Annotated in this window: 25 protein-coding genes; 15 read left to right on the top strand and 10 right to left on the bottom strand. The window is 74.1% G+C overall.

Annotated features, from left to right (window positions below; all coding sequences use genetic code 11):
- Window positions 1–19: 19 nt before the first annotated feature.
- The 6 genes from CP969_RS11805 to CP969_RS11780 all read right to left on the bottom strand — a co-directional run bounded on the left by CP969_RS11805 (window position 20) and on the right by CP969_RS11780 (window position 5,150).
- A complete protein-coding gene (locus tag CP969_RS11805) occupies window positions 20–1,435 on the bottom strand; it encodes an SLC13 family permease (RefSeq protein WP_016826639.1) in 1,416 nt (471 codons plus the stop codon).
- Between the two features lie 77 nt (window positions 1,436–1,512).
- A complete protein-coding gene (locus tag CP969_RS11800) occupies window positions 1,513–2,175 on the bottom strand; it encodes a response regulator transcription factor (RefSeq protein WP_004989114.1) in 663 nt (220 codons plus the stop codon).
- Window positions 2,176–2,215: 40 nt separating this feature from the next.
- The gene (locus tag CP969_RS11795; protein WP_078495431.1) at window positions 2,216–3,703 is read right to left on the bottom strand and encodes a sensor histidine kinase; all 1,488 of its coding nucleotides are present in this window, start codon (window positions 3,701–3,703) and stop codon (window positions 2,216–2,218) included.
- Window positions 3,633–3,938 carry a hypothetical protein gene (locus tag CP969_RS11790; protein ID WP_016826641.1) on the bottom strand — a complete coding sequence of 102 codons (306 nt, stop codon included), beginning with the start codon at window positions 3,936–3,938 and terminating at the stop codon, window positions 3,633–3,635. Before CP969_RS11790 ends, CP969_RS11795 begins: the two co-directional genes overlap by 71 nt.
- Before the next feature lie 135 nt (window positions 3,939–4,073).
- Complete coding sequence (locus CP969_RS11785; RefSeq protein WP_004989125.1) at window positions 4,074–4,355, bottom strand: Lrp/AsnC family transcriptional regulator; 282 nt, start codon at window positions 4,353–4,355, stop codon at window positions 4,074–4,076.
- Between the two features lie 42 nt (window positions 4,356–4,397).
- Entirely contained in the window at window positions 4,398–5,150 is a 753-nt protein-coding gene (locus tag CP969_RS11780; protein ID WP_039831228.1) for a rhomboid family intramembrane serine protease, read from the bottom strand.
- A gap of 158 nt (window positions 5,151–5,308) precedes the next feature.
- Here CP969_RS11780 and CP969_RS11775 point away from each other — a divergent pair, with 158 nt between their 5' ends.
- From CP969_RS11775 to CP969_RS11755, 5 genes are all read left to right on the top strand, one after another.
- On the top strand, window positions 5,309–5,548 hold the full coding sequence (locus CP969_RS11775; protein ID WP_004989130.1) for a hypothetical protein: 240 nt from the start codon (window positions 5,309–5,311) through the stop codon (window positions 5,546–5,548).
- Between the two features lie 67 nt (window positions 5,549–5,615).
- Complete coding sequence (locus CP969_RS11770; protein ID WP_016826643.1) at window positions 5,616–6,965, top strand: NYN domain-containing protein; 1,350 nt, start codon at window positions 5,616–5,618, stop codon at window positions 6,963–6,965.
- A gap of 306 nt (window positions 6,966–7,271) precedes the next feature.
- Entirely contained in the window at window positions 7,272–8,339 is a 1,068-nt protein-coding gene (locus tag CP969_RS11765) for a C40 family peptidase (RefSeq protein WP_004989134.1), read from the top strand.
- Window positions 8,340–8,549: 210 nt separating this feature from the next.
- Window positions 8,550–9,563, top strand: coding sequence for a C40 family peptidase (locus CP969_RS11760; protein ID WP_016826645.1), 1,014 nt, complete (start codon window positions 8,550–8,552; stop codon window positions 9,561–9,563).
- Between the two features lie 33 nt (window positions 9,564–9,596).
- Complete coding sequence (locus tag CP969_RS11755) at window positions 9,597–10,787, top strand: hypothetical protein (protein ID WP_026085258.1); 1,191 nt, start codon at window positions 9,597–9,599, stop codon at window positions 10,785–10,787.
- A gap of 93 nt (window positions 10,788–10,880) precedes the next feature.
- Here CP969_RS11755 and CP969_RS11750 read toward each other — a convergent pair whose 3' ends face one another.
- A complete protein-coding gene (locus CP969_RS11750) occupies window positions 10,881–12,110 on the bottom strand; it encodes a glycosyltransferase 87 family protein (RefSeq protein WP_016826647.1) in 1,230 nt (409 codons plus the stop codon).
- Window positions 12,111–12,231: 121 nt separating this feature from the next.
- On the opposite strand from CP969_RS11750, the gene CP969_RS11745 reads away from it, so the two are divergent.
- Window positions 12,232–13,374 (top strand): glycosyltransferase family 4 protein, encoded by a 1,143-nt coding sequence (locus tag CP969_RS11745; protein WP_016826648.1) that lies wholly within the window; start codon window positions 12,232–12,234, stop codon window positions 13,372–13,374.
- A gap of 86 nt (window positions 13,375–13,460) precedes the next feature.
- Here the strand turns inward: CP969_RS11745 and CP969_RS11740 are convergent, their stop codons facing one another.
- On the bottom strand, window positions 13,461–15,257 hold the full coding sequence (locus tag CP969_RS11740) for an AMP-dependent synthetase/ligase (protein ID WP_026085259.1): 1,797 nt from the start codon (window positions 15,255–15,257) through the stop codon (window positions 13,461–13,463).
- Between the two features lie 294 nt (window positions 15,258–15,551).
- On the opposite strand from CP969_RS11740, the gene CP969_RS11735 reads away from it, so the two are divergent.
- The 6 genes from CP969_RS11735 to CP969_RS11710 all read left to right on the top strand — a co-directional run bounded on the left by CP969_RS11735 (window position 15,552) and on the right by CP969_RS11710 (window position 20,907).
- Window positions 15,552–16,349 carry a metallophosphoesterase family protein gene (locus CP969_RS11735; RefSeq protein ID WP_004989144.1) on the top strand — a complete coding sequence of 266 codons (798 nt, stop codon included), beginning with the start codon at window positions 15,552–15,554 and terminating at the stop codon, window positions 16,347–16,349.
- Window positions 16,350–16,471: 122 nt separating this feature from the next.
- Window positions 16,472–16,915: an SRPBCC family protein gene (locus CP969_RS11730; protein WP_004989146.1), complete on the top strand. Its 444-nt coding sequence runs from the start codon at window positions 16,472–16,474 to the stop codon at window positions 16,913–16,915.
- A 101-nt stretch (window positions 16,916–17,016) separates the two neighbouring features.
- Window positions 17,017–18,204: an ArsA family ATPase gene (locus CP969_RS11725; protein WP_016826650.1), complete on the top strand. Its 1,188-nt coding sequence runs from the start codon at window positions 17,017–17,019 to the stop codon at window positions 18,202–18,204.
- 57 nt (window positions 18,205–18,261) lie between these two features.
- Window positions 18,262–18,822: a DUF5304 domain-containing protein gene (locus CP969_RS11720; RefSeq protein WP_004989149.1), complete on the top strand. Its 561-nt coding sequence runs from the start codon at window positions 18,262–18,264 to the stop codon at window positions 18,820–18,822.
- 134 nt (window positions 18,823–18,956) lie between these two features.
- Window positions 18,957–19,910 carry an ROK family glucokinase gene (locus CP969_RS11715; RefSeq protein ID WP_004989151.1) on the top strand — a complete coding sequence of 318 codons (954 nt, stop codon included), beginning with the start codon at window positions 18,957–18,959 and terminating at the stop codon, window positions 19,908–19,910.
- A gap of 241 nt (window positions 19,911–20,151) precedes the next feature.
- Window positions 20,152–20,907: an endonuclease/exonuclease/phosphatase family protein gene (locus CP969_RS11710; protein ID WP_004989153.1), complete on the top strand. Its 756-nt coding sequence runs from the start codon at window positions 20,152–20,154 to the stop codon at window positions 20,905–20,907.
- A 12-nt stretch (window positions 20,908–20,919) separates the two neighbouring features.
- Here CP969_RS11710 and CP969_RS11705 read toward each other — a convergent pair whose 3' ends face one another.
- Both CP969_RS11705 and CP969_RS11700 read right to left on the bottom strand, forming a co-directional pair.
- A complete protein-coding gene (locus tag CP969_RS11705) occupies window positions 20,920–21,576 on the bottom strand; it encodes a hypothetical protein (protein WP_016826651.1) in 657 nt (218 codons plus the stop codon).
- Window positions 21,569–22,366: an alpha/beta hydrolase gene (locus CP969_RS11700; RefSeq protein WP_004989159.1), complete on the bottom strand. Its 798-nt coding sequence runs from the start codon at window positions 22,364–22,366 to the stop codon at window positions 21,569–21,571. Before CP969_RS11700 ends, CP969_RS11705 begins: the two co-directional genes overlap by 8 nt.
- A gap of 200 nt (window positions 22,367–22,566) precedes the next feature.
- On the opposite strand from CP969_RS11700, the gene CP969_RS11695 reads away from it, so the two are divergent.
- Genes CP969_RS11695 through CP969_RS11685 form a run of 3 tightly spaced genes read left to right on the top strand, consistent with a single transcriptional unit; the run spans window position 22,567 to window position 25,405 of the window.
- Entirely contained in the window at window positions 22,567–23,421 is an 855-nt protein-coding gene (locus tag CP969_RS11695) for a lysophospholipid acyltransferase family protein (RefSeq protein ID WP_016826652.1), read from the top strand.
- Window positions 23,422–23,450: 29 nt separating this feature from the next.
- On the top strand, window positions 23,451–24,707 hold the full coding sequence (gene macS, locus CP969_RS11690; RefSeq protein ID WP_016826653.1) for a MacS family sensor histidine kinase: 1,257 nt from the start codon (window positions 23,451–23,453) through the stop codon (window positions 24,705–24,707).
- Window positions 24,704–25,405 (top strand): response regulator, encoded by a 702-nt coding sequence (locus CP969_RS11685; RefSeq protein ID WP_016826654.1) that lies wholly within the window; start codon window positions 24,704–24,706, stop codon window positions 25,403–25,405. Before macS ends, CP969_RS11685 begins: the two co-directional genes overlap by 4 nt.
- Window positions 25,406–25,502 lie beyond the last annotated feature (97 nt).

Here is a 25,502-nt window from a genome sequence, read left to right as displayed (position 1 = left end):
CCGGAAGGGGCCGGAGGGGCTAGCGGGTCACGGGGACGCCGAGCAGCGGCCACACCACGACGGCGAACAGCAGGACCAGAGCGGCGGTCAGCGGGGCCAGCACGGCGGACAGCCGGAGCAGGTCGCGCGGGGTGTAGGTGGGGGTGCCCGGTATCTCGGCGAAGAGCGTCACCGGCTTCGCGGAGGCCGGCAGCGTGTGGCAGAAGCCCGCGGCGGCGGTGGAGGCCAGCGCCGCCGCGACCGGGTTCACCCCGGCGCCCGCGGCCGCCGCGACCACCAGCGGCACCAGCACCGAGGAACGGGCGGAGCGGGACTGCAGGACCAGGTGGGCGGCCGTGCTGACCGCGATCACGACGGCCAGGAACATCACAGGGGTGATCCCCGAGGGCAGCCCGCCGGTCAGCCACTGCGCCGCCCCCGACTCGGCCAGCGCCACCCCCATCGCCATCGTCGCCGCCATGAACAGCAGCAGCGACCAGGGCACCGTCTTCAGGGCGTCCTTCAGCCGTACGGTGCCCAGGGCCGGCGAGGCGGCGACGACCGCGCCGATCAGCGCGACCACGGCCGGCGGCACCCGGTGCAGCGGCTCGCTGCACCACAGGGCGACGACCGTGCCGAGCAGCAGCGCGCAGCGCTTCTCGGCCTGCGTCCACGGGCCGGTGACGGGGCGGTCGCTGTGCCGCTGGATCTCCTCGGCCGTGATGAGCACCGGCCCCTCGCGGTCCGCGCGCCGGGTGGTGGTCAGCAGGACGGCCTCGGCGGCGAGGTGCGAGGAGGCCACGGCCAGCGGCAGTCCGAGCAGCAGCCACTCGGTGAAGCCGACCCGCTCCCCGGTGGCCTCCCACAGCACCGACACGGTGATCAGGTGCGCGCCCGCGCCGATCAGGGTCGCCACCGCCGACAGCAGGATCACGGTCGGGAACAGCAGCGCCAGCATCACGACCAGCCGCCCGCGGCCGGCGAGGGCCCTCGCGAGGGCGAGGAACACCGGCAGGGCGAGCGCGGCCCGGCCCGAGGTGGCGGGCACCGCGAACGCCGTGACGACCAGGGCGGTCGTGGTCAGGTGCGTCAACTGCCGCACCGTGCGCGCCCCGCCGACCAGGAACGCCGCCGCCCGTCCCGCGAGCCCGGTCCGGGTCACCGCGGCCGCCAGCACGAACGCGCAGATCAGCAGCCACACCGTCGAGTCGCCCAGGGTGCCGAAGAGGGTGTCGCTGCTGATCACCCCGGTCACGGTCAGCGCGAGTCCGGCGCCCAGCGCGATGTACGTGTCGTCGATCGGCGTACCGACCCAGGCGCAGGTCGCCAGCGCGAACACGGCGAGGGTGAGCCGTGCGTCACCGCTCAGGCCGGGGAAGGTGCCGGGCACCGCGAGCAGCGCGCACAGCGACAGGGCCACGCACAGGGCGGCGGTCAGTCGGGGAGTCAGGGTCACGCCGTCCAGGGTCCGTCCGGGCCGTGAGCCGTCGATGAGCCGAAGATGAAGGAAACTTCACCGGCCGCCGGGGAGCCTCACGCGGGGAGCCGGTACCCCATCCCGCGGACCGTCTGCACCTTCTCCGCGCCGAGCTTCTTGCGCAGCGCCCGCACGTAGACGTCCACGATGTTGGAGCCGGGGTCGAAGTCGTAGCCCCAGACGTGGGACAGGATCTGCTCGCGGGAGAGTACCTGCCCCGGGTGCCTCAGGAACAGTTCCAGCAGCACGAACTCACGGGCCGTCAGGTCGACGGTGCGGTCCGCGGCCCGTGCCCGGCGGGTGCGCAGGTCCAGGGAGAGGTCGCCCGACTTCAGCACCGTCACCTCCGGCGCGCGGGCCGCCGTGCGCAGCCGCAGCCGCACCCGGGCGAGCAGTTCCTCGAAGCGGAACGGCTTGGTCATCCAGTCGTCGGCGCCGCCCTCCAGGCCGGCCACCGTGTCCCGGACCGAGTCCCGCGCGGTCAGCACGATCACCGGGGTGGTCACCCGGGACTCGCGCAGCTCGCGCAGCACGGTGAAGCCGTCCCGGTCGGGCAGCCCGATGTCCAGGACGACCAGGTCGAAACCGCCGGTCAGGGCGTACTCGTAGCCGGCCTCGCCGTCGGGGACGACGGTGGTGGTGAAGCCGTTGGCGCGCAGGCCCTTCTCCACGAAGGAGGCGATGCGCTCCTCGTCCTCGACGATCAGAATCCGGTTCACGCTTGTGCCTCTTCCACGGTGTTCACGGTGTTCACGGTGTTCACGGGGGATCCAGCGTCAGGACGAAGGTGGCGCCGCCGCCCTCGGTGTCGTCCAGGCGGACCCGGCCGCCGTGGCCCTCGGCGATCGCCTTGACGATCGACAGGCCGAGCCCGGCGCCCGAGCCGTGCGCGCCGCGCCGGGAGGTGCCGCGCCGGAAGCGTTCGAAGATCAGCTCCCGGTCCTGCGGCCGGACACCGGAGCCGGAGTCGGCGACGTACAGCTCGATCCGCGAGCCCTCGGCGCGGGACCCGATGCGGATGGTCTGGCCGGTGGTGGTGTGCTGCACCGCGTTCTGCGCCAGCTGCACCATCGCCTGGGTGATCCGCTGGGGGTCCAGCACCACCTCCCGGTCGGCCGTCCCGGCGAGCTGCCAGTCGCGTGCGCCCAGGGTGCGGGCCTTGACGAAGACGTCGGCGGTGAGTTCGGCGAGCTGCACCGGCTCCGGGGTGACGAAGTCGGGGCGTTCGGCCCTGGCGAGCAGCAGCAGGTCCTCCACGATGCGGCTCATCCGGTCCAGTTCGTCGGTGACCAGGCGGACGGTCTCCTCGCGTTCGGCGGGCTCCTCGCCCATCAGCTCCAGATGGCCGCGCACGATCGTGATCGGGGTGCGCAGTTCGTGCCCGGCGTCGTCGACGAACCGGCGCTGGGTGGCGAAGGCCCGCTCGAGGCGGTCGAGCATCGCGTTGAACGTCTCGGTGAGGGCGGCGATGTCGTCGCGTCCGCGCACCGGGAGGCGGCGGGTGAGGTCCTGCTCGGTGAGTTGCGCGGCGGCGGTGCGCACCAGGCGCACGGGCTGCAGGATCCGCCCGGCGACCACCCAGCCGATACCGGTGATCAGCAGCAGGGCGACCCCGGAGATGGCGAGCAGCACGCGGAACACCTCGTTCACGCGTGCCACCTCGTGCTCGGGGTGGAAGGCGACGACGAACGCGGCCTCGGGCGCGCCGCCGGGCCGGACCACGGACACCTTGGCCCAGCGGATCTCGCCCTCCGGCCGGCTCAGCACCCCGAAGGCGTCGGGCGAGCCGAAGATGCGGCGCCGGGCGTCGGCGTCCTGGTGCAGGGGCAGGGGGACGGGCAGGTCGCGCGGCTGGATGATCTGTGCCGGCCCGTCGCCGGGGCGGGCCACCAGGCCGATCAGCTCCTCGTCGGGGTCGGCGTACTGCCGTTCCAGGAAGACCCGCAGCAGCCGGTCCGGATCGGTGAAGGACCGGCCGGTCTCCGGGTCGAAGCCGCGCTCCTTGAAGTTGGCGAACTCGCCGGCCTCCTGGGCGAGCAGCCCGTTGATCCGGTCGTCGACGTCCCGCAGCAGGAAGGTGCGGGTGGTCGTGGCCACCGAGGCGAGCGCGACGGCCATGACGAACAGCAGCCAGAGCAGGATGCGGACCCGGGCGGAGATCCGCCGGCGCGCGGGGTCAGCCGTCGTCGCCCGGTCCGTCGTCGTCGGATCCGTCGTCCGTGGAGTCCCGGTCACCGTCGTCGTCATCGTCGTCATCCGCTGGGCTGTCGGTCACCGGAGGCCCGGAGACGACCTCGTCGCTCGGCTCGGGCCGCGTGGACGGGGCCGTGGCCGTCGGGGTGGGGGAGGCGCTGTCCAGCTCCACCTGCGGCGGGACCTCGGGCGGCTCGGGACTGTCGGCGAGGGCGAAGCTCGTGGCGGCCACGCCCAGGGGGATCAGTACGACGGCGGCCAGGGCCGCCATCCGGCGAGTGAAGACCATGGCCCCGATCCTGCGGGGGGAACCGGAGGGCGCGGATGAGCCGGAGATGAAGAACTCTTCATGAACGCCGCGCCCCCCGGGACCCGGCCGTCCCGCCCCGCGGGTCGGCTGTCCGGGCCGGCGGCGGGTGCCGCCTCAGCTGTCCAGGCCGATGGCGAACGCCGCCTCCAGGTCGTGCTGGGAGTACGTGCGGAACGCCACGTGCGTGTCGGTGCCCTCCACGCCGGGGATCTTGCTGATCCGGCCCGGGATGACCTCCGCCAGGTCCTCGTGCTGCCTGACCCGGACCATGGCGATCAGGTCGTGGGAGCCGGTGACGGAGAAGACCTCGCTGACGCTGTCCAGCGCGGCGATCTGCTCCGCGATCTCGGGGATCCGGTCCACGCTGGTCTTGATGAGGACGATCGCGGTGATCACGGTTGGTTCTCTCCCTCGGGGGCCGCTGCTGGGGCTCTCACCCTACTCGCGGTCCGCCGGGGGCGTCCGTGCCGCCGGGGGACCGGGGGCCGTCCCCCGGCGGGACACGTCGGCCGCTCGTCCGAAGCGCAGCCACGCGTAGCCGAAGCCCAGTGCGAACCCCACCAGGTGCGCCAGGTACGCCACCTCCGGCCCGTCGGCCGCCTGCCCCGCCGCCGCCCACTGCAGCGCCGCCCAGAACGGCAGCGCCACCCACGCCGGGAAGCGCACCGGCAGGAAGAACAGGAACGGCAGGAGACTGGTCACCCGGGCCCGGGGGAACAGGAAGAGGAACGCGCCGAGGACCGCCGAGATCGCTCCGGAGGCCCCGACCAGGGGCTGCCCGGAGTCCGTGTGGGCGGCGGCGTACCCCAGCAGGGCGAGGTAGCCGCAGCCCGCGTAGCACACGGTGAACCGCACGCGGCCCATCCGCGCCTCGGTCATCGCTCCGAAGACGTGGAGGAAGAGCATGTTGCCGAGCAGGTGCACCCAGCCGCCGTGGACGAACAGCGCCGTGGCCGGGGTGAGGGCGGCCCCGGGGGACCCGTCGAACAGGTCTGCGGGGATCACCCCCCAGCGCCGGAAATAGGCCCGCTGCGCCGCGAGCAGCTCCTCCCCGGAACCGTGGGCCGGATTCAGGCCCGAGGCGGGCCCGAGCAGGAAGACCAGGCAGCACAGGACGATGAGGGTGTGGGTCACCGGGGCCGGCGAGCCCCGCATCGCCCCGACGGCCGAGGCGCTCCAGTTGCGGCTCATGGACACAGAGCATGACGTAACCGGACGCAACCGCCCGGACCGCCTCGCCGCCGTGGACGGGCGGGGCGGCCGGCACCCGCCAGGCCGTAGGGTTACGAGCCATACGCACCGGGCGGTCCGGTGCGTCAAGGACACTGGAAGGAAGGCGGACAGCCACGATGACGGTTCCCCTGCCGACCGCCTCGACGCGGTGGCGCTGCACCCTCTGCGGCAACCTCACGCGGTTCGACGTGACCCGCTCGTCGAAGGTCGTCGAGTACGTCCACCTCGACCTGGCGGGAGAGCCCAGGGTCGAGGAGCGCGAGGTGCTCGACGAGACGATCGAATCGGTGCGGTGCCGCTGGTGCAACGCCGTGGACCAGGTGGAACTCGTGGACAGGCCGGGTGCCGGCTCCTGACCGGGGGCGGGCCCCGCTGACGGCGGCCCCGTACGCGGGGTCGCGCACAGGCATTGGGGTGTGACGGATGGTGGAGACCACGGGCGGGGGGCCGCAGGACGGCGCCGCCGAGGTGCTCGACCGCCCACTGCCCGACGGGGTGCGCCGCCGGGTCGTCCAGATCGCCGCCGACGGCTTCGGCGGGCTGACGGTCACCGAGCTGCCCGCCCAGTTGCGGCAGTACGCCCGGTTCACCCCCAGCCGCCGCGCCAAGTTCGCGGGCAACGCCCTGGCCTCGGCGCTGGAGAGCGATCCGCTGTTCCGGCAGCGCATCGGGGAACGGCTCAGAGAGGTCCAGCCGGAACTGACCGGCGCCCTCGACTCCGGCTCCCCGCCCCCGGCCGCGGACCCGCTCGACGTGGCGGCCGCGGCCTATGTGCTCCGCCCGCCGGGCTGGGTGAAGCTGGTGGCCGCCGCCGGCGAGGAGGCGCAGCGCGCCGACGCCGAGCGCGCCGACGAGGAGAGCCGGGCCGAGCTGGAGCGGCTGCGCGCCGAACTCGCCCGGACCCGCGAGCGCACCAGGTCCGAGACCGAGCGGCTGCGCGCCGAGCTGGAAGCGGCGAAGAAGGAATCCGAGTCGCTGCACCGCAGGCTGCGCTCCGCGCTCAGCGACGTCAAGCGCGGTGAGGCGGCCCTGCGCAAGCTGCGGGGCGAGATGGAGGCGGTCCGCGCCGAGGGGAGCGCCCAGGTGTCGGCCGCCGAGAGCGAGAGCCGGCGCCTCAGGGCGCGGCTGGGGGAGACCGAGGCCGCGCTGGAGGCCGCCCGCCGGGCGGCCCGGGAGGGCCGCAGCGTCGAGGACATGCGGGTGCGGCTGCTGCTGGACACCGTGCTGGACGCCGCCCAGGGGCTGCGGCGCGAGCTCGCGCTGCCTCCGGTGTCCGTGCGGCCCGCCGAGACCGTGGACGCCGTCGAGCCCGGCCGCATGACCCCGAAGGACATCGCCGCCCGCGCGCTGTCCGAGGACGACCCCGCCGTCCTCGACCAGCTGCTGGCGCTGCCGCAGGCGCACCTCGTCGTCGACGGCTACAACGTCACCAAGACCGGCTATCCCCAGATGCCCCTGGAGAAGCAGCGGCTCAGGCTCCTGGGCCAGCTCGCCCGGCTCGCCGCCCAGAGCGGTGCGGAGGTGACGTGCGTCTTCGACGGCGCCGAACTGGCCGCGCCGGTGCTGCTGGCGCCGCCGCGCGGGGTGCGGGTGCTGTTCTCCAAGCCGGGCGTCACCGCCGACGAGCTGATCCGCCAACTGGTGCGCGCCGAGCCGCCGGGCCGGCCCGTCATCGTCGTCTCCACCGACCGCGAGGTGGCCGACGGAGTGGCCCGGGCGGGCGCCCGCCCGGTCGCGTCGGCGGTGCTCCTGAAGCGCTTCTCCCGGGCATAGGCGTAAAGGGCCGTACGTCCCGACCGGCACGTAAGCCCCAAGCGCAACGTAACCGCCGATTGCCCGAATTGACGGGGTATTCACGCAACGTAGCGTCAACCGGATATCACCGCACGTGAGTTCAGGGCAAGGGAAACACACTGTGACGGGAATTTCGGGTCCGAGGATTTGAACTGATCACAAGAGAATCACTAGGGTCAGGCCTCGAACCTCCGCTCGGGTGATCGTTCACATGGGGTGGCGACGGCGGAGGCCCCGCCCACCGGCGTGTCGGTAGGCGGCTGGAGGAAGAAGGAGCTCGCCTTCGTGGCGTCCCACCGTCGTCCCAAGCAGCCGAGCCGCGCACGTGTGACCGTGCTCACCACCGCTGCCGCAGCTGCCGTCGCCCTGAGCTCGCAGGCCGCCAACGCCGCTCCCAGTGAGAAACCGAGCAAGGACGAGGTCAAGGCCAAGGTCGACAAGCTCTACCAGGAGGCGGAGCAGGCCACCGAGAAGTACAACGGGGCCAAGGAGAAGCAGGAGAAGCTCCAGAAGGAGATCTCCACCATCCAGGACGACGTCGCCCGCGGTCAGAAGGAACTCAACGACCTGCGCGACGGCCTCGGTTCGATGGCCAGCGCCCAGTACCGCAGCGGCGGCATCGACCCCTCGCTCCAGCTCTTCCTCTCCGCCGACCCGGACGACTACCTCGACAAGGCGTCCACCCTCGACCAGCTGAGCGCCCAGCAGGTCGACGGGCTGAAGAAGATCCAGGAGAAGCAGCGCGAACTCGCCCAGCAGCGCTCCGAGGCGTCCGAGAAGCTCAAGGACCTCTCCTCCACCCGCACCGAACTGGGCAAGAAGAAGAAGGAAGTCCAGGGCAAGCTCGCCGCCGCGCAGAAGCTGCTCAACAGCCTGACCGCCGAGGAGAAGGCCCAGCTCGCCGAGGAGGAGCAGCGCGCCTCCCGCAACAGCGAGCGCCAGGCCCTCTCCGCCGGTGACGCCTCGACCGGCACCAGGGCCGGCACCAGCACCGGGACCGGCCGCGCCGCCGCCGCCTTCGCCGCCGCCCAGAGCAAGCTCGGCAGCCCGTACGTCTACGGCGCCACCGGCCCGTCCTCCTACGACTGCTCGGGTCTGACCCAGTGGGCGTACGCCCAGGCCGGCGTCGGTCTCCCGCGCACCTCCGAGGCGCAGACCGGTGCGGGCACCCGGATCTACTCGCAGAGCCAGCTCCAGGTCGGCGACCTCGTGTTCTTCTTCAACGACCTGCACCACGTGGGTCTCTACGCGGGCAACGGCCAGATCATCCACGCCCCGCGCACCGGCACCGTCGTGCGCTACGAGTCGATGAACACCATCGGTGGCCCGTTCATGTTCGGCGTCCGCGTCTAGGGTCCGTCCGCTCCTTCGGGAGACCGGCCCGCGGTGCCCCCGAACGGGGGAATCGCACCGGCGCCCACCGGCCCCGCGCCCCGCCTGTGACCTGCGTCGAAGGCGGGGCGCCGCCGTGTGCGGCGGCCGCGGGCGCTGGTCCGCCCGCCGTCGCCGGGTCTACTGTCTGCCGCGTTTCCCTGTCCGCCAGCGGAAGGAGCGCGGCTTCCCGTGGGGTCCCATCGCCGTCCTGTACCGTCCTTCGGATCCGACCGGGGCGCCGTCGCCGCCGTCGGTCTGCTGTCCGTCACGGCCGCCCTGGGCGCGGCACCGGCCGCGGCCACGCCGCACGACGACACCCGGGCCGAGGTGGACCGCCTCTACGAGGAGGCCGAGAAGGCCACCGAGGCGTACAACGAGGCCGACGAGCGCGCCGACGGGCTGCGCCGGCAGGTCCGCACCGCGCAGGACGGGGTCGCCCGGCAGCAGGAGCGGATCAACACCATGCGGGAGTCGCTCGGCTCGCTCGCCGGCGCCCAGTACCGCTCCGGCGGCCTCGACCCCTCCCTCACCCTGCTGTTCTCCGACGACCCGGAGGACTACCTGGAGAGGGCCTCCGTCCTCGACCGGATCACCGTCCGCCAGGCGGGCGAGCTGAGGAGACTGCGGGGCGCCCTGCGCTCCCTCGACCGGGACCGCGCGGAGGCGGCCCGCACGCTGCGGGCGCTGGAAAGGAGCCGCGAGGACGCCGCCGCCCACAAGAGGACCGTCGAGGGCAGACTCGCCGAGGCCCGCCGGCTGCTCAACTCCCTCCCGGCCGGCGAGCGCGCCGCCTACGACCGCGCCGCCCGCTCCGGCCGCGCGCACCCGCACGGTCCGGACGCGGCCGTACCGGCCTCGGCACGCGCGGCGGCCGCCGTCGCCGCCGCCCGCTCCGCCCTCGGCAGGCCCTACGTCTGGGGCGCCAACGGGCCCGGCGGGTTCGACTGCTCGGGCCTGACGCAGTGGTCGTACGCGCAGGCCGGGGTGTCCCTGCCGCGCACCTCGCAGGCCCAGCGGTACGCCGGCCGGCAGGTCCCGCTCTCCGAGGCGCGCCCCGGCGACCTGGTGCTCTACCGGTCCGACGCCAGCCACGTCGGGATGTACGTGGGCAACGGCCAGGTGATCCACGCGCCCTACCCCGGCGCCGCCGTGCGCCACGACCCGGTCGGGATGATGCCCGTCTCGGCGGTCACCAGGGTCTGACCGGAGCGGTCCGGCGCCCGTACGCTCGGGGAGATGGCTGGTCGAGGGCGGGTTCCGGGAGCGTCGGTGGCGGCGCTGTGCCTGCTGCTCGTCTCCCCGGTCGCGTGCGGCGGGGGGCCGGTCGCCGACGGCACCCGCGCCGAGGTGCAGGCGCTCCTCGACCGGCGGGCGGCGGCGGTCCTCGGCCGCGACGCCGCCGGCCACGCCCGCACCGGCGCCCGGGCCGGGTTCGACCACCTGCGCGCCGTCCCGCTGGCGCACTGGTCCTACCGCGTGACCGCCCTCGACCGCACCGGTGACACCGCCACCGTCTCCGCGGACCTGCGCTACCGCGTCGAGGGCCACGACCGGTCCCCGGTCACCACCGCCCGCACCCTGCGCCTGAGCCGGGACGCGGACGGCCGGTGGTCGGTGGCCTCGGACCGGCCCGCGCGGACGTCCGGCCAGCAGTTGTGGGACCAGGGCCCGGTCCGGGTCGTCCGGGGCGAGCGGGGCCTGGTGCTCGGCGTCGGGCGGACCGACGCCGAGCTGCGCGACTACGCCGGGCTGGCCGACCGCGCGGTGCCCGCGGTGTCGGACGCGTGGGGCCCGGACTGGCCCCGGAGCGTCGTCGTCCTGGTGCCTCGGTCCCTGGAGGGCATGGCGGGGCTGCTGGGCTCGCCCGCCTCCTCCTACCGGGGGATCGCGGCGGTCACCACCGGCGAGACCGGTACGGGCCCGCGGGCGCCCGCGGACCGGATCATCGTCAACCCGGACGCCTTCGGGCTGCTCGGCGACTCGGGCCGGCAGGTCGTGCTCACCCACGAGGCCACCCACGTCGCCACCCGCGCCCACACCTCCGCCGCCACCCCGCTGTGGCTGTCCGAGGGCTTCGCCGACTGGGTCGGCCACCGCGGCGGCGGGCACGCCCCGGCCGAGACCGCGCCGGAACTCGCCCACGCGGTGAGCCGGGGCGAGGTACCCGCCGCACTGCCGGCGGACGAGGACTTCGGCTTCTCCGGCGACGCCGGCCGGCTGGCCCGGGCCTACGAGAGCGGCTGGACGGCCTGCCGCCTCATCGCCGAGCGGTGGGGCGAGGAGCGCCTGGGCGCGTTCTACCGGGCCGTGGGCGCGCACCGGCAGCGGGAGGGCGCGGTCGAGGACGCGATGGACCGGGTCCTCGGCACCACCGTGGAGGAGTTCACCGCCCGGTGGCGGGACTACGTGCGGGACCGGCTCGGCTAGGACCCGTCCGGCTGCTCCGGCTGCTCCGACCCCGCGAGGACCTCCCGCGGCCCCGCGCCCCGTCCCGCCGGTGGTGTTCCGGCGGGACCGCGGTCAGGAGGAGACCGGGGCCTCGGTGGTGCGGGCCGGCCGGGGGGCCGCGGGGAGCCGGCGGGGGACGGTGGTGCGCCACAGGACGCGGGCCGCGAGCAGCGTCGCGGCGACCAGCAGGCCGTTGCGGACGACCAGCAGGCCGACGCCGAGCGGGTCGCTGGCCACCACGTGGGCGAACCACAGCGGGAACTCCAGCACCGTCACGGCGGACGCGGCCAGCACCAGGGCGACCGGCAGCCGCATCCGGCTCCCGCTGAAGCACAGGCACACCGCGGCGAGCCCGACCAGCCACACCATGTACTGCGGGCTGATCACCCGGCTGGTGGTGGTGAACATCAGCACCGCCGTGAACGCCGCGTCGGCGACGGTGTGCGCCTCGCAGCGGGTGGCCAGCAGCCGCCACAGCACCAGCCAGGCCAGGGCCGCCCCGGTCAGGAACAGCGCGCCCGTGCTCACCCAGGACACGTACGGGCCGAGGAACTCCACCGAGCCGTAGTTGAGCAGCACCTCGCCGTCCCAGCCGTGGTGCCGGGCGACGTGGAAGACCAGCGCGCCCAGCGACTCGACCTCCGTGCCCCGGTCGCGCTGGAAGGTCAGGAAGGCGAACGCACCGGGCATCAGCGCGGCGAACAGGGCGGCGACGCCGGCGGCGGTCACGGCGGCCGACACCCAGGCGGAACGCCGGCGGGCCCCGAGGAGCAGCAGCGCCGGCCACACCTTCAGCAGCGCCCCGAAGCCCGCGAGCGCCCCCATCAGCCGGGGGTGGCGGGCGCCGGCCAGCAGCGCGGCGACCGCCACCGCGGTCACCATCACGTCGTAGCGGGCGTACACCGTCGGCCCGAGCAGCGGCACGCCCGCCACCCACACCCAGGCGCCGCGCGGCGACCGGCCGGGACGCCGGCCCGCGTACCCCAGCAGGGCCAGGACGGCCAGGTCGGCGAGGAGCGCCAGGACGAAGAACGCGGTGGCGTACTCCAGGAAGGGCAGCAGACCGGGGGAGAGGATCGCCAGGGCCGCGGCGGGCGGGTACTGCCAGGTGACGTCGTCCAGCGGGAACGTTCCGGTGCGCAGGACCTCGTACCAGCCCCGGTAGATCACCGACACGTCGCTGGTGACGTCCGGGCCGGGGAAGACGATCACCTTCAGGACGCACAGCAGCAGGGCGGTCCGGGTCAGCCCCCACAGGAGCAGCAGGCCTGCGAGGGACCCTCGTGCGGTCGTCGTCCTCATGCGCTCCCTGCCCGTCCGGTGTGCGGTCTTCCGGGGGTCATGATGTCCCGGACACCCGTGCACGGGCCACCGAACGCCGCCGTGACCGCCGGGGGGACGGCGTTCGGTAGGGTCGGCGGCGATGCACAAGACCCTGATCGTGACCAACGACTTCCCGCCCCGGCCCGGCGGCATCCAGGCGTTCCTGCACAACATGGCGCTGCGGCTCGACCCCGAGCGCCTCGTCGTCTACGCCTCCACCTGGAAGCGCACCCGGGAGGGCGTCGAGGCGACGGCCGCCTTCGACGCCGAGCAGCCCTTCACCGTCGTGCGCGACCGCACGACGATGCTGCTGCCGACCCCGCAGGCCACCCGGCGGGCCGTCGGGCTGCTGCGCGAACACGGCTGCACCTCGGTGTGGTTCGGGGCGGCGGCGCCGCTCGGACTGATGGCGCCGGCGCTGCGCCGGGCCGGCGCCGAGCGGATCGTGGCCACCACCCACGGCCACGAGGCCGGCTGGGCCCAGTTGCCCGCCGCCCGGCAACTGCTGCGCCGCATCGGGCAGTCCACGGACACGATGACCTACCTCGGCGCGTACACGCGCACGCGGATCGCCGCCGCGCTGACCCCCGAGGCGGCCTCCCGGATGGTGCAACTGCCGCCCGGGGTGGACGAGAAGACCTTCCACCCCGGGTCGGGCGGCGACGAGGTCCGGGCCCGGCTCGGGCTGACCGACCGCCCGGTGGTCGTGTGCGTCTCGCGGCTGGTGCCGCGCAAGGGGCAGGACACGCTGATCCGGGCCATGCCCGCGATCCTGGCGGCCGAGCCGGAGGCCGTGCTGCTGATCGTCGGCGGCGGCCCGTACGAGAAGGACCTGCGCGACCTCGCCCGGCAGACCGGGGTCGCGGACTCCGTCCGCTTCACCGGCTCGGTGCCCTGGGAGGAGCTGCCCGCCCACTACGGCGCCGGGGACGTCTTCGCGATGCCCTGCCGGACCCGGCGCGGCGGGCTGGACGTGGAGGGGCTCGGGATCGTCTACCTGGAGGCCTCCGCGACCGGGCTGCCCGTCGTCGCCGGCGACTCCGGCGGCGCCCCCGACGCGGTGCTCGACGGCGAGACCGGCTGGGTCGTCCCCGGCGGCTCCCCCGACCAGGCCGCCGACCGCATCGTCACCCTCCTCGGCGACGCGGAGCTGCGCCGCAGGATGGGAGAGCGGGGCCGCCGGTGGGTCGAGGAGAAGTGGCGCTGGGACCTGCTGGCGGAAGAGCTGAAGAAGCTGCTGTAGGGCCCCCTTCGCTCCCTTCGCCCCGTACGGCGCGGCGCGGTGCCCGAACCCGGACACCGCGCCGTCGTGTGTGCGCCCCGCGCGCCCTACTTCGCGTAGATCGCCTCGATCTCGTGGGCGTAGTCCTTCGCCACCACGCTCCGCTTCAGCTTCAGGGACGGGGTCAGATGGCCCGACTCCTCCGTGAACTGGGTGGGCAGGATGCGGAACTTGCGGACCGACTCCGCCTTGGAGACCGCCGCGTTGCCGTCGTCGACTGCCGCCTGGATCGCCGCGATCAGGTCCGGGTCCTCGCTCAGGGACGCCGCGGTGGAGCCCTCCGGCTTGCCGTGCTCGGCGCACCAGCGGGCCAGGAACTCCTCGTCGACGGTGATCAGCGCGCCCACGAACGGACGCCCGTCGCCCACCACCATGCACTCCGCGACCAGCGCGTGCGCGCGGATCCGGTCCTCCATCACCGCCGGGGCGACGTTCTTGCCGCCCGCGGTGACCAGGATCTCCTTCTTGCGGCCGGTGATCCGCAGATAGCCGTCCTCGTCCAGGGTGCCGATGTCCCCGGTGTGGAACCAGCCGTCGGCCAGCGCCTCGGCCGTCGCGTCCGGGTTGTTCCAGTACTCCTTGAACAGGTGCTCGCCGTGCAGCAGCACCTCGCCGTCGTCCGCGATGCGGATCACCGAGCCGGGCAGCGGCTGGCCGACCGTGCCGATCTTCTGCCGGTCCCACGGGTTGAACGCGGTGGCCGCACAGGACTCGGTCAGGCCGTAGCCCTCCAGGACGCGGAAGCCGATGCCGCGGAAGAAGTGGCCCAGGCGCTCGCCCAGCGGGGCGCCGCCCGAGATGGCGTACTCGCCGCGCCCGCCGAGCACCGCGCGCAGCTTGCCGTAGACGAGCCGGTCGAACACCTTGTGCTTGATCTTCAGGCCGAGCGACGGCCCGGACGGGGTGTCCAGCGCCCGGCTGTAGGCGATCGCGGTGTCCGCGGCCCGGTCGAAGATCTTGCCCTTGCCGTCGGCCTGCGCCTTGGCGCGCGCCGCGTTGTAGACCTTCTCGAACACCCGCGGCACACCCAGGATCAGGGTCGGGCGGAACGCGGCCAGCTCGTCGGTGAGGTTCTTGATGTCCGGCACACAGCCCAGCTTGATCGGCGCGATCATGGGCGCGACCTGCACCAGCCGTCCGAAGACGTGCGCGAGCGGCAGGAAGAGCAGCACGGAGCACTCGCCGGTGCGGAACAGCGGACGCAGCCGCTCCACGATGTTGCCGCACTCGGCGAAGAAGCTGCGGTGGGTGAGCACACAGCCCTTGGGGCGGCCGGTCGTGCCGGAGGTGTAGACGATCGTCGCGGGGTCGTCGGCCTTCGCGACCGAGCTGCGCTCCTCGACCGTCTCGTCGGTGACGTCCCGGCCGAGGCGGCCCAGCTCCTCGACGCCGCCGGCGTCGATCTGCCACACGTTCTCCAGCGCGGGCAGCCGATCGCGCACCGACTCCACGGCCGCCGCGTGCACGTCGAGCTCCACGACGCAGGCGGTGGCGCCGGAGTCGCCGAGGATCCACGCCACCTGCTCGGGCGAGCTGGTCTCGTACACCGGCACGGTGACCGCGCCGGCGCTCCAGATCGCGAAGTCCAGCAGCGTCCACTCGTAGCGGGTGCGGGACATCAGGGCGACCCGGTCGCCCGGCCGGACGCCGGAGGCGATCAGTCCTTTGGCGGCCGCCCGCACCTCGGCGAGGAAGGTGGTGGCCGTCACGTCCTGCCAGGCACCGTCCACCTTGCGGGCGATGACGGCGACGTCGGGGTGCTGCGCGGCGTTTCTGCGGACGATGTCGGCCAGATTGCCGTCCGCGGGGACCTCGTACAAAGCCGGAAGGCTGAACTCGCGCAAGACTGCTGCTCCTCTTAGGGCGCCGACGCCACGACGTTGTGCGATGCGACGGTGCGGTCCAAGGCTGGGCGGGTACTCGCGAATTCACATGTTGAAATCCCGAGCACGACTGGACTGCCCGGACGTTACCCGTCGGTATGCCCTCTACGACAGGGGGTCCCGGCGAGATGTTCGCTGCGTCACACAGGTGGGTGTTTCATTGCGCACAGTAATGCACCGCGTCGTCGACGAGCCAGTAACCGCAGGTCCGACCGCCGTTGTCCGGGCCGCCCCGCGCGCCTACCCTTGATCGCCATGGCATCCGTACCGGGCGGCGACCGCCGCAGGCGCGTCCACGTGGTCAGCGACGTCCACGGCAACGTCCGTGACCTGGCCCGGGCCGGCGAGGGCGCCGACGCCCTGATCTGCCTGGGCGACCTGGTGCTCTTCCTCGACTACGCCGACCACTCGCGCGGCATCTTCCCCGACCTGTTCGGCACCGAGAACGCCCACCGCCTCGTGGAGCTGCGCACCGCCCGCCGCTTCGAGGAGGCGCGCGCGTTCGGCGCCCGGCTGTGGGCGGACCACGGCGAGGACCGGGCCACGGCGATCGAGCGGGCGGTGCGCAGGCAGTACGCCGAGCTGTTCGCCGCCTTCCCCACCCCGACCTACGCCACCTACGGCAACGTCGACGTGCCGCCCCTGTGGCGGGAGTACGCCGGGCCCGGCACGACCGTCCTGGACGGGGAACGGGTGGAGATCGGCGGCTGGACCTTCGGCTTCGTCGGCGGCGGCCTGCGCACCCCCATGCGCACCCCGTACGAGATCGACGACGAGGAGTACGCGGCGAAGATCGAGGCCGTCGGCGAGGTCGACGTGCTGTGCACCCACATCCCGCCGGAGGTCCCGGAGCTGGTCTACGACACCGTCGCGCGCCGCTTCGAACGCGGCAGCCGGGCGCTGCTGGACGCCGTCCGCCGCACCCGGCCCCGCTACGCCCTGTTCGGGCACGTGCACCAGCCGCTGGTGCGGCGGATGCGGATCGGCGCCACCGAGTGCGTGAACGTGGGGCACTTCGCGGGCAGCGGGCGCCCCTGGGCGCTCGAGTGGTGAGACCGCCCCAGGTGGGGTGAGCTGCGCCGGTCCGGTGCGCGGTAGCCTTCCGCTGCACAGGCGTGCGCTGCACTCGCGCACGGCGATCCGACGACCGGCGCGCATCCGGAGGAGCCACGGCGATGGCGGAACACACCAGCTCGAGCATCACGATCGAGGCCGCACCGGCCGATGTCATGGGGGTGATCGCCGACTTCGCCCGCTACCCGGACTGGACCGGTGAGGTGAAGGAGGCGGAGGTCCTCGAGACCGACGAGCAGGGCCGCGCCGAGCAGGTGCGCCTCGTCATGGACGCCGGCGCGATCAAGGACGACCAGACCCTCGCCTACACCTGGACCGGCGAGCACGAGGTCTCCTGGACCCTGGTGAAGTCCCAGATGCTCCGCTCCCTGGACGGCTCCTACCTCCTCGAACCGGCCGGCCCGGGCACGACCGAGGTCACCTACCGGCTGACCGTCGACGTCAAGATCCCGATGCTCGGCATGATCAAGCGCAAGGCCGAGAAGGTCATCATCGACCGGGCCCTGGCGGGACTGAAGAAGCGCGTGGAGTCGGGAGCGAAGTAACGCGCCGCGGACACGCCCGCACTCCGGGGCGCGGGAGCGGCCCGGAGCGAGAACGGGGCGCCCGGCGGTCCCCGCACGCCTCCCGGGTACCGTTCACCCTCATGCGCACCCTCCTGATCACGGGCCCCGGCGGCAGCGGGCGCACCACCGTCGCGGCCGCCACCGCGCACGCCGCCGCCCGTGCGGGCGTGCGCACCCTCCTCCTCGGCACCGACCGGACGGACACCCTGGGCGCGGTCCTGGGCGCGCCCGTCGGGCTTGAGCCGTCCGAGGCCGCCCCCCGGCTCACCGTGCGGCGGCTCGACGCCGACGAGGACTTCCGCACCGACCTGGCCGCCCTGCAGGACCGCGCCTCCTCCGCGCTGGACCTGCTCGGCGCCTCCCGGCTCGACCCCGAGGAGCTCACCCCGCTGCCCGGCGCCGGGGAACTCGCCCTGCTGCGCGCCCTGCGGGACGCGGCCCTGCCGGGAACGCACGACCTCCTCGTCGTCGACCTGCCGCCCGTCCCGCGCGCCCTCGACCTGCTCGCCCTCCCCGAGGAACTCCGCCGCTACCTGCGCCGCCTGCTCCCGCCCGAGCGGCAGGCCGCCCGCGCCCTGCGCCCCGTGCTCGGCCGCCTCGCCGGCGTCCCGCTGCCCGCCGAGTGGCTGTACGAGACCGCCGCCCGGCTGGACCTCCAGCTCGCCGCCGCCGAGACCGTGCTCGCCGACCGCGGCACCGCCGTACGCCTGGTCGCCGAGCCGGGACCCGCCGGCGCCGACGCCGTCCGCACCGCGACCCTCGGCCTGGCCCTGCGCGGACTGCGCACCGACGTCCTGGTCGCGACCCGCGTCCTGCCGGAGGGCGCCGGGGACAGCTGGCTCGCCGGCCCGGTCGCCCAGCAGCGCAAGGCCCTGGCGGAGTGGCGGGAGACCCACGACGTCCGCCCCGTCGCCCACCTCGGGCGCGACCCGCGCGGCGCCGACGACCTCGCCGCGCTCGCCGTGCCCGGCGCCGACGCGGGGCCCTCCGCCGCCGAGGGGCCCTCCGCCGTCGAGTGGCCCGTCACCGACTCCCTCGCCGACGACGGCGTGCTGGTCTGGCACATCCCGCTGCCCGGCGCCCGGCGCGAGGAACTGGACCTCATCCGGCGCGGCGACGAACTCGTCGTGACCGCCGGACCGTTCCGCCGGACCGTCCCGCTGCCCTCGGCGCTGCGCCGCTGCACCGTCGACGGCGCCGCCCTGCGCGAGGGCGAGCTGCGGATCCGGTTCCGGCCGGATCCGCGACTGTGGCCGCGTACCGGCTGAAGCCGGTGGAGGCGTTCGGGTAACGTCGAAGAGGTCACCCGTAGTCAGGAGTCCGTCATGAGCGAACAGCTCCCCCCGTCCGACGACGCCGGGGACGAGACCGTGGAGGAGGCGCGGACCGCCGCCGACGTACGGGCGGCCGACACCGACGCCGACGCCTGGGCGACCGCCTGCGCGGAGGACCTCGAGGCGGAGAAGGCCCGCCGCCGCGCCCGGTACGGGCCGCCCCAGGGTTCCGCAGGTTCCGCCGCCGAGGAGCTGAAGAAGCTCGTCGACGCGGTCACCGACAAGCTCGACCAGCTCTCCGGCCTGGGCTCCCCGCTGTTCGGCGCGGTCACCGGGCCCACCGCGCAGCAGATGGTGCGGCAGGTCGTGCAGCAGGCCAGGGCCGCCGTGGAACCCGTCATCGAGCGCAACCCGGACGTCTTCGACCACCTCGCCGCCGCCGGCAACGAGCTCCTCGCCGCCTACCGCTCCGCGGTCCAGGACCAGGAGCGCCGCTGGACGGCCCGCGACACCGATCTCCGCGACACCGACCCCCGTGACCTGGAGGAACGCCGCGACCGGGGCGACCGGGGCGACGAGTCCGGTCCCGGCGAGCGCATCGACCTGGACTGACACCGGCCGACCCCGGCCCGGCGGGTGCCCCATGACCCCCGCCGGGCCCGTTCACCGTGCGGATGCCGGAAACCCGAAGGCAGGGCCTCGGGTACCGTTGGCGGTAGCGGGGCTCGACCGAAACTGAGGGATTCATGGGACTCACCATCGGCGTCGACATCGGCGGCACGAAGATCGCGGCCGGCGTGGTCGACGAGGAAGGCAACATCCTCTCGACCCACAAGGTGCCGACCCCGGGCACGCCCGAGGGCATCGTGGACTCCATCGCCTCCGCGGTGGAGGGCGCGCGAGCCGGGCACGAGATCGTCGGCGTGGGCATCGGTGCGGCCGGATACGTCAACCGCCAGCGTTCGACGGTGTACTTCGCGCCCAACATCCACTGGCGCAACGAGCCGCTCAAGGAGAAGGTCGAGGCCCGCACGGGCCTGCCGGTCGTCGTGGAGAACGACGCCAACGCCGCGGCCTGGGGCGAGTACAAGTTCGGCGCCGGCAAGGGCCACCGCAACGTCATCTGCATCACCCTCGGCACCGGCCTCGGCGGCGGCGTCATCATCGGCAACAAGCTGCGCCGCGGCCACTTCGGCGTGGCCGCCGAGTTCGGTCACATCCGCATGGTGCCGGACGGCCTGCTCTGCGGCTGCGGCTCCCAGGGCTGCTGGGAGCAGTACGCCTCCGGCCGCGCCCTGGTCCGGTACGCCAAGCAGCGCGCCAACGCCACCCCCGAGAACGCCGAGACGCTGCTCGCCCTCGGCGACGGCACCCCCGACGGCATCGAGGGCAAGCACGTCTCCGTGGCCGCCCGCCAGGGCGACCGGGTGGCCGTCGACTCCTACCGCGAGCTGGCCCGCTGGGTCGGCGCCGGCCTCGCCGACCTGGCCTCCCTCTTCGACCCCTCCGCGTTCATCATCGGCGGCGGCCTCTCCGACGAGGGCGAGCTGGTCCTCGGCCCGATCCGCAAGTCCTACAAGCGCTGGCTGGTGGGCAGCAACTGGCGCCCCGTCGCCGAGGTCCTCGCCGCCCAGCTCGGCAACAAGGCCGGTCTGGTCGGCGCGGCCGACCTGGCCCGGGAGCCCGACCCCGTGATGTGATCCCGCCCCCGCGCGCACGGCGGCGCCCGCCCGCTCCCCTCGGGGACGGCGGGCGCCGCCGTCTCCGGAGCGGACGCGCCCGCGCACGGCCCGGTCCCGCTGCCGCCCTTCCGTTCCCGCGGCTGTCGCGGCACCCCGGCTCAGGGCGTGCGAGGCACTTCCGCGCCCACCCGGTCCGTCTCGTGCCGCCGTCGGCCCGTACGACCCCCCCGGCCGGGCGGGTCGGCGTATCTTGATCGACATGGCGACGACTCCGCTGCTGCCCGACTCCCGTACCGAGCCGGACGGATCGGCCGTGATCCGTGTCCTGAGCTACAACATCCGGTCGATGCAGGACGACACGGACGCCCTCGCCCGGGTGATCACCGCCTGCGCCCCCGACCTGGTCCTGCTCCAGGAGGCACCGCGCTTCTTCCGCTGGCGCAAGAAACTGGCCCGGCTGGCCTCCGCGTCCGGGCTGGTGGTCCTCTCCGGGGGCGCCACGGCCGCGGGACCGGCGCTCCTGTGCTCCCTGCGGGCGACCGTCGAGCGCACCGAGGACGTACTGCTGCCGCTCACCCCGGGACTGCACCGGCGCGGCTTCGCCACCGCCGTCGTACGGTTCGGCGGCGCCCGGCTGGGCGTGCTGAGCTGTCACCTGTCGCTGCGGCAGGACGAGCGGTACGAGCAGGGCGGCATGCTCCTGGACCGGCTCGCCGGGATGGGCGTGGAGCACGCGGTCGCCGGCGGCGATCTGAACGACGGTCCCAACGGCCGCACCTTCCGGCGCCTGGCCGGGAACCTGACGGACTGCTGGGCCGCGGCCCCCTGGGGTGGTGAACACACCTGGGGGCCCGCCGACCCGCACAAGCGCATCGACGCGCTGTTCGTCACGGGGGGCGTCGAGGTGCTGGGCTGCGGGGTGCCGCACGGTCAGCCCGGGGTGACCGAGGCCGACCTGAGGGCGGCCACGGACCACCTTCCGGTCCTGGCCGCCCTCAGGGTTCCGGCCGCCTGACTCCCGGGGCCCTCAGACCACCGCGCCCCGGCCCGGATCGTCGTCGTCCTCGTCGTCCGTGCGCAGGCGCATCACCAGCGTGGCGAAGCCGCCCAGGAAGCCGCCGATGGAGAGCGTGGTCAGCCACCAGGTCATCTCCCAGCCGAACAGCACCGCCAGCAGGAGCAGCAGCGGACCGCCCAGCACTCCGAGCCAGGCGAACTTGGCGGTGACGTCGGTCTCCGGCAGCGGCGGCGGCTCCGGCGGTACGAAGTGGCCCTCGTCGCTCTCGCCGAGGTCCTCCTCGGAGGGCTCGGCCAGGCTGTAGTCGCGGGGGCCGACACCGGGGGCGAAGGAGACGGAGCCGCCCAGCGGCTTGGCGGGCCCGGCCGGTTCGACCGGTTCGGCCGGTTCGTCCTTGGGTCTCCGCGGCGCCTCGGCCTCCGTCCGCTCGTCGTTGGTCCCGGCCTCCAGCAGCGCCAGGTCCTCGATCGACTTGAAGGGCTTGGCCCCCGGCGGGTCCGGCGGCTCCTCGCCGTACCCGGCGACGATCGCCGCCCACGCGGCGTCCTCGTCGAAGGGGGCGTCCTTCCCGAGGTCCTTCTCCAGGCCCTTCTCGACGCCCTTCTCCTCCGGCTCGCGGCTCTCGCGGCCTTCGCGGTCCTCGCGGTCCGAGTCGTGCTCAGCCACCTGCGGTCGTCCCTTCCTTGCCGAGACCGGGCTCCTTGACGGCGTCGGGCGCGAGCCGGCCGATGAACGCGGTGCTCTCCTGGAAGATCAGCTCCGCGTCGTGGTCCAACGTCGCCACGTGGTAGCTCTGTTCCAGCAGGACCTCCGTCACGTCCACCGACGAGACCCGGCCGAGGATGCGGGCCGAGTCCGCGGGCGGCACCACGTGGTCCTGCGGGCTGCGCAGCAGCAGCAGCGGCTGGGTGACCTGGGGCAGCTCGCCGTCGAGGAGACGCAGGAACGTCCGCAGGGAGTGCGCCGCGTGCAGCGGAACCCGGTCGTACCCCAGCTCCGTCACCGAGGGCTTCGCGATGTCGCTCGCGATCCCCTTGGTCGCCGGGACGAGATGGCGGAGCACCGGAAGGGCGTGCGCGGCCACCCCGTGCACCTTGTTCGCCGGGTTGACGACCATGACCCCGCTCACCGCGTCACCGTGCCGCGCGGCCAGCCGCAGGGCGAGCGCGCCGCCCATCGACAGTCCGGCCACGAACACCCGGGAGCAGCGGTCCCGCAGCAGCCGCAGCTCGTGGTCCACCTCCGCGTACCAGTCCTGCCACCCGGTGACCCGGAGGTCCTCCCAGCGCGTGCCGTGCCCGGGCAGCAGCGGCAGCGAGACGGTCAGGCCGTGTCCGGCGAGGTGCTCCGCCCAGGGGCGCAGCGACTGCGGTGAACCGGTGAAGCCGTGGCAGAGGAGGACGGCGGTCTCCCCGCCCTCGTGACGGAACGGCTCGGCTCCGGTCAGGAGCGGCACCTTCGGCCTCCTGTTCGTGGGGGTTCGTGAGAAGGGGGCGGGCACGTCATGGCGGTCGGGCAGGGACCGCACACGGATCGCGGGACCTTCACCGTACGCGACCGCACGGACACCGACCAGGGCCGTCGGGTCCTTCCGCGGCACTCCGGGATATTGTCTGACTCACACACACAGGAGGCACTCGGTTGTTGTACGGCGCGATGAAGGTCACCATCGGGGGGCCGCTGAAGCTCGCCTTCAGGCCCTGGGTGGAGGGCCTGGAGAACGTCCCCGCCGAGGGCCCCGCCATTCTGGCCAGCAACCACCTGTCGTTCTCCGACTCCTTCTTCCTGCCGGCCGTGCTGGACCGCAAGGTCACCTTCATCGCCAAGGCCGAGTACTTCACCACGCCGGGGGTGAAGGGCCGGCTGACGGCCGCCTTCTTCAAGGGCGTGGGCCAGCTCCCGGTGGACCGCTCCGGCACGCGCGGCGCCGGCGAGGCCGCGATCAGGAGCGGCATAGAGGTGCTGGAGCGCGGTGAGCTGTTCGGCATCTACCCGGAGGGCACCCGCTCGCCCGACGGCCGTCTCTACCGGGGCAAGCCCGGCGGCCTCGCCCGCGTGGCGCTGGCCACCGGCGCGCCCGTGATACCGGTCGCCATGATCGACACGGAGAAGATCCAGCCGCCGGGAAAGATCCTGCCGAAGCTGATGCGGCCGGGCATCCGGATCGGGAAGCCGCTGGACTTCCGCCGCTACGAGGGCATGGACCACGACCGCTTCGTCCTGCGCGCGGTGACCGACGAGGTCATCTACGAGATCATGAAGCTCTCCGGCCAGGAGTACGTCGACATCTACGCGACCGCCATGAAGCGGCAGCTCGCGGAGGAGGCCAAGGCGGAGAAGGAGGCCGAGAAGGCCGAGAGGGAAGCGGGGAGGGAAGCCGAGAGGGCGGCGAAGGCCGCGCTCGCGCGCGAGGAGAGGGAACACGCCGAGAAGCTGAGGGCCGCCATGGAGCGGGCCGAGCGGGAACAGGCCGAGCGGGACCGGGCCGAGCAGCGGCGTTCCGACCCCTAGCCGGGCCCGGAACGGAAACGGGGGGACACGTGCCGGGACGCGAGAAGGTCATGAGGATGTCGGTCGAGCTGCCGCTGTGGCGCGCGCTCGCCGGCTACCGGGTGCTCACCATGGTGTACGCGGTCGGTCTGTTCGTCTCCGCCCACGAGGAGTTCGCCCGGCCGTGGCTCGCCGTCGCCTACTTCGCCCTCCTCCTCGTCTGGACCCTGGCCACGCTGCCCAAGGTCGCGAACGCCGCCGCCTGCACCAAGGGCTTCCTCACCGCCGACCTCACCATCGCGCTCACCGGCATCCTGCTCACCCCCCTCGCCGACGCGCACGAACGCGTCCAGGCGGGCGGCCCGACCCTGCCGTCCATCTGGACCGCCGGCTCGGTGCTGGCGTTCGCCGTCAAGGGCGGCTGGCGCTGGGCGGCCCTCGCCTCCACCCTCGTCGCCGCGGCCAACCTGGTCGAACGCGGCAGCCCCGCCCGCGACACCGTGCACAACGTGGTCCTCGTCTGGGTCGCCTCCATCGCCATCGGCTACGTCGTCGAGGTCGCCCGCGCCTCCGAGCGCACCCTCGCCCGTGCCCTGGAGATCGAGGCCGCCACCAGGGAGCGGGAGCGGCTCGCGCGGGACATCCACGACGGCGTGCTCCAGGTGCTCGCGATGGTGCAGCGGCGCGGCGCCGTGATCGGCGGCGAGGCGGCCGAGCTGGGCCGGCTGGCCGGGGAGCAGGAGGTCGCCCTGCGCACGCTGGTCTCCGGCGGACTCGTGCCGGTCCCCCGCGCGCCGCGGGACGCCGCCGAGGGCGCCGCCGCACGGACCGCCGACGAGGACGGGGAACCGGACGGGGACGGCGGCCCGGTCGATCTGCGCGCGCTGCTCGCCCCCTACGCGGGCGCCCGGGTCAGCCTCGCCGAACCCGGGGCGCCGGTGCGGCTCGCGCCGGCCGCCGCGCGGGAGGTGGCCGCGGCCGTCGGCGCCGCCCTGGACAACGTCCGCATGCACGCCGGGGAGCAGGCCCGCGCGTGGATCCTGGTCGAGGACGAACCGGACGAGGTGATCGTCACCGTCCGCGACGACGGACCCGGCATCCCCGAGGGCCGGCTCGCCCAGGCCGAGGGCGAGGGCCGGCTCGGCGTGGCCCTGTCCATCCGGGGCCGGCTGCGCGACCTCGGTGGCGGAGCCGAACTGGTCTCGGTGCCGGGACAGGGCACCGAGGTGGAGCTGAAGGTGCCGAAGGCAGGCAACGACGGGACGGACGGCCGGGGGGACGCCCGGGGGAAGGCGGAGCGACGATGACGGACACCGCAGCCGAACGGGAGGCCGGCCGGGGCCCGGTCCGGGTGATGGTGGTCGACGACCACCCCATGTGGCGCGACGCCGTCGCCCGTGACCTGTCCGAGTCCGGTTTCGAGGTGGTCGCCACCGCGGGGGACGGCGACCAGGCGGTGCGCCGCGCCAAGGCCACCGCCCCGGACGTGCTCGTCCTCGACCTGAACCTGCCGGGCAAGCCCGGCGTCCGGGTCTGCAAGGAGGTCGTCGCCGCGAACCCCGCCCTGCGCGTCCTGGTGCTGTCGGCCAGCGGCGAGCACGCCGACGTGCTGGAGGCGGTGAAGTCGGGCGCGACCGGCTATCTGCTCAAGTCCGCCTCCACCGAGGAACTCCAGGAGGCGGTGCGCCGCACCGCCGCGGGCGACCCGGTGTTCACCCCGGGGCTGGCCGGACTGGTCCTCGGCGAGTACCGCCGCCTCGCCTCCGAACCGGCCGGCCCCGCCCAGGGCGACGACGGGTCCAAGGCGCCCCGGCTCACCGAGCGCGAGACCGAGGTGCTGCGCCTGGTCGCCAAGGGCCTGAGCTACAAGCAGATCGCCGAACGGCTCGTCATCTCGCACCGCACGGTGCAGAACCACGTGCAGAACACCCTCGGCAAGCTCCAGCTGCACAACCGCGTCGAGCTCGTCCGCTACGCCATAGAACGCGGCCTCGACGAGGAGTAGCGCCGCAGGTGTGCGCGGGAGGGCCGCCGGGCATCCGGGGGCGGAAGGCCGCCGCCCCCGGCCCCGTGCGGCCCCCGGCGCCCCCGCCCCGCGGGCC

The organism is Streptomyces viridosporus T7A, assembly GCF_008704515.1.
Taxonomy (GTDB): Bacteria; Actinomycetota; Actinomycetes; order Streptomycetales; family Streptomycetaceae; genus Streptomyces; species Streptomyces viridosporus.
Note: the sequence above shows the minus strand (reverse complement) of the source record. Positions and strands in the feature narration are given on the sequence as shown.

What these genes read in the sequence shown, in the direction of transcription:
- CP969_RS11795 (WP_078495431.1), bottom strand. Translation starts at nt 3,703, where the DNA reads ATGACGACGACGGTGACCGGGACTCCACGGACGACGGATCCGACGACG.
- CP969_RS11790 (WP_016826641.1), bottom strand. Translation starts at nt 3,938, where the DNA reads ATGGTCTTCACTCGCCGGATGGCGGCCCTGGCCGCCGTCGTACTGATC.
- CP969_RS11780 (WP_039831228.1), bottom strand. Translation starts at nt 5,150, where the DNA reads ATGAGCCGCAACTGGAGCGCCTCGGCCGTCGGGGCGATGCGGGGCTCG.
- CP969_RS11775 (WP_004989130.1), top strand. Translation starts at nt 5,309, where the DNA reads ATGACGGTTCCCCTGCCGACCGCCTCGACGCGGTGGCGCTGCACCCTC.
- CP969_RS11770 (WP_016826643.1), top strand. Translation starts at nt 5,616, where the DNA reads ATGGTGGAGACCACGGGCGGGGGGCCGCAGGACGGCGCCGCCGAGGTG.
- CP969_RS11755 (WP_026085258.1), top strand. Translation starts at nt 9,597, where the DNA reads ATGGCTGGTCGAGGGCGGGTTCCGGGAGCGTCGGTGGCGGCGCTGTGC.
- CP969_RS11750 (WP_016826647.1), bottom strand. Translation starts at nt 12,110, where the DNA reads ATGAGGACGACGACCGCACGAGGGTCCCTCGCAGGCCTGCTGCTCCTG.
- CP969_RS11745 (WP_016826648.1), top strand. Translation starts at nt 12,232, where the DNA reads ATGCACAAGACCCTGATCGTGACCAACGACTTCCCGCCCCGGCCCGGC.
- CP969_RS11735 (WP_004989144.1), top strand. Translation starts at nt 15,552, where the DNA reads ATGGCATCCGTACCGGGCGGCGACCGCCGCAGGCGCGTCCACGTGGTC.
- CP969_RS11730 (WP_004989146.1), top strand. Translation starts at nt 16,472, where the DNA reads ATGGCGGAACACACCAGCTCGAGCATCACGATCGAGGCCGCACCGGCC.
- CP969_RS11725 (WP_016826650.1), top strand. Translation starts at nt 17,017, where the DNA reads ATGCGCACCCTCCTGATCACGGGCCCCGGCGGCAGCGGGCGCACCACC.
- CP969_RS11720 (WP_004989149.1), top strand. Translation starts at nt 18,262, where the DNA reads ATGAGCGAACAGCTCCCCCCGTCCGACGACGCCGGGGACGAGACCGTG.
- CP969_RS11715 (WP_004989151.1), top strand. Translation starts at nt 18,957, where the DNA reads ATGGGACTCACCATCGGCGTCGACATCGGCGGCACGAAGATCGCGGCC.
- CP969_RS11710 (WP_004989153.1), top strand. Translation starts at nt 20,152, where the DNA reads ATGGCGACGACTCCGCTGCTGCCCGACTCCCGTACCGAGCCGGACGGA.
- CP969_RS11695 (WP_016826652.1), top strand. Translation starts at nt 22,567, where the DNA reads ATGAAGGTCACCATCGGGGGGCCGCTGAAGCTCGCCTTCAGGCCCTGG.
- CP969_RS11685 (WP_016826654.1), top strand. Translation starts at nt 24,704, where the DNA reads ATGACGGACACCGCAGCCGAACGGGAGGCCGGCCGGGGCCCGGTCCGG.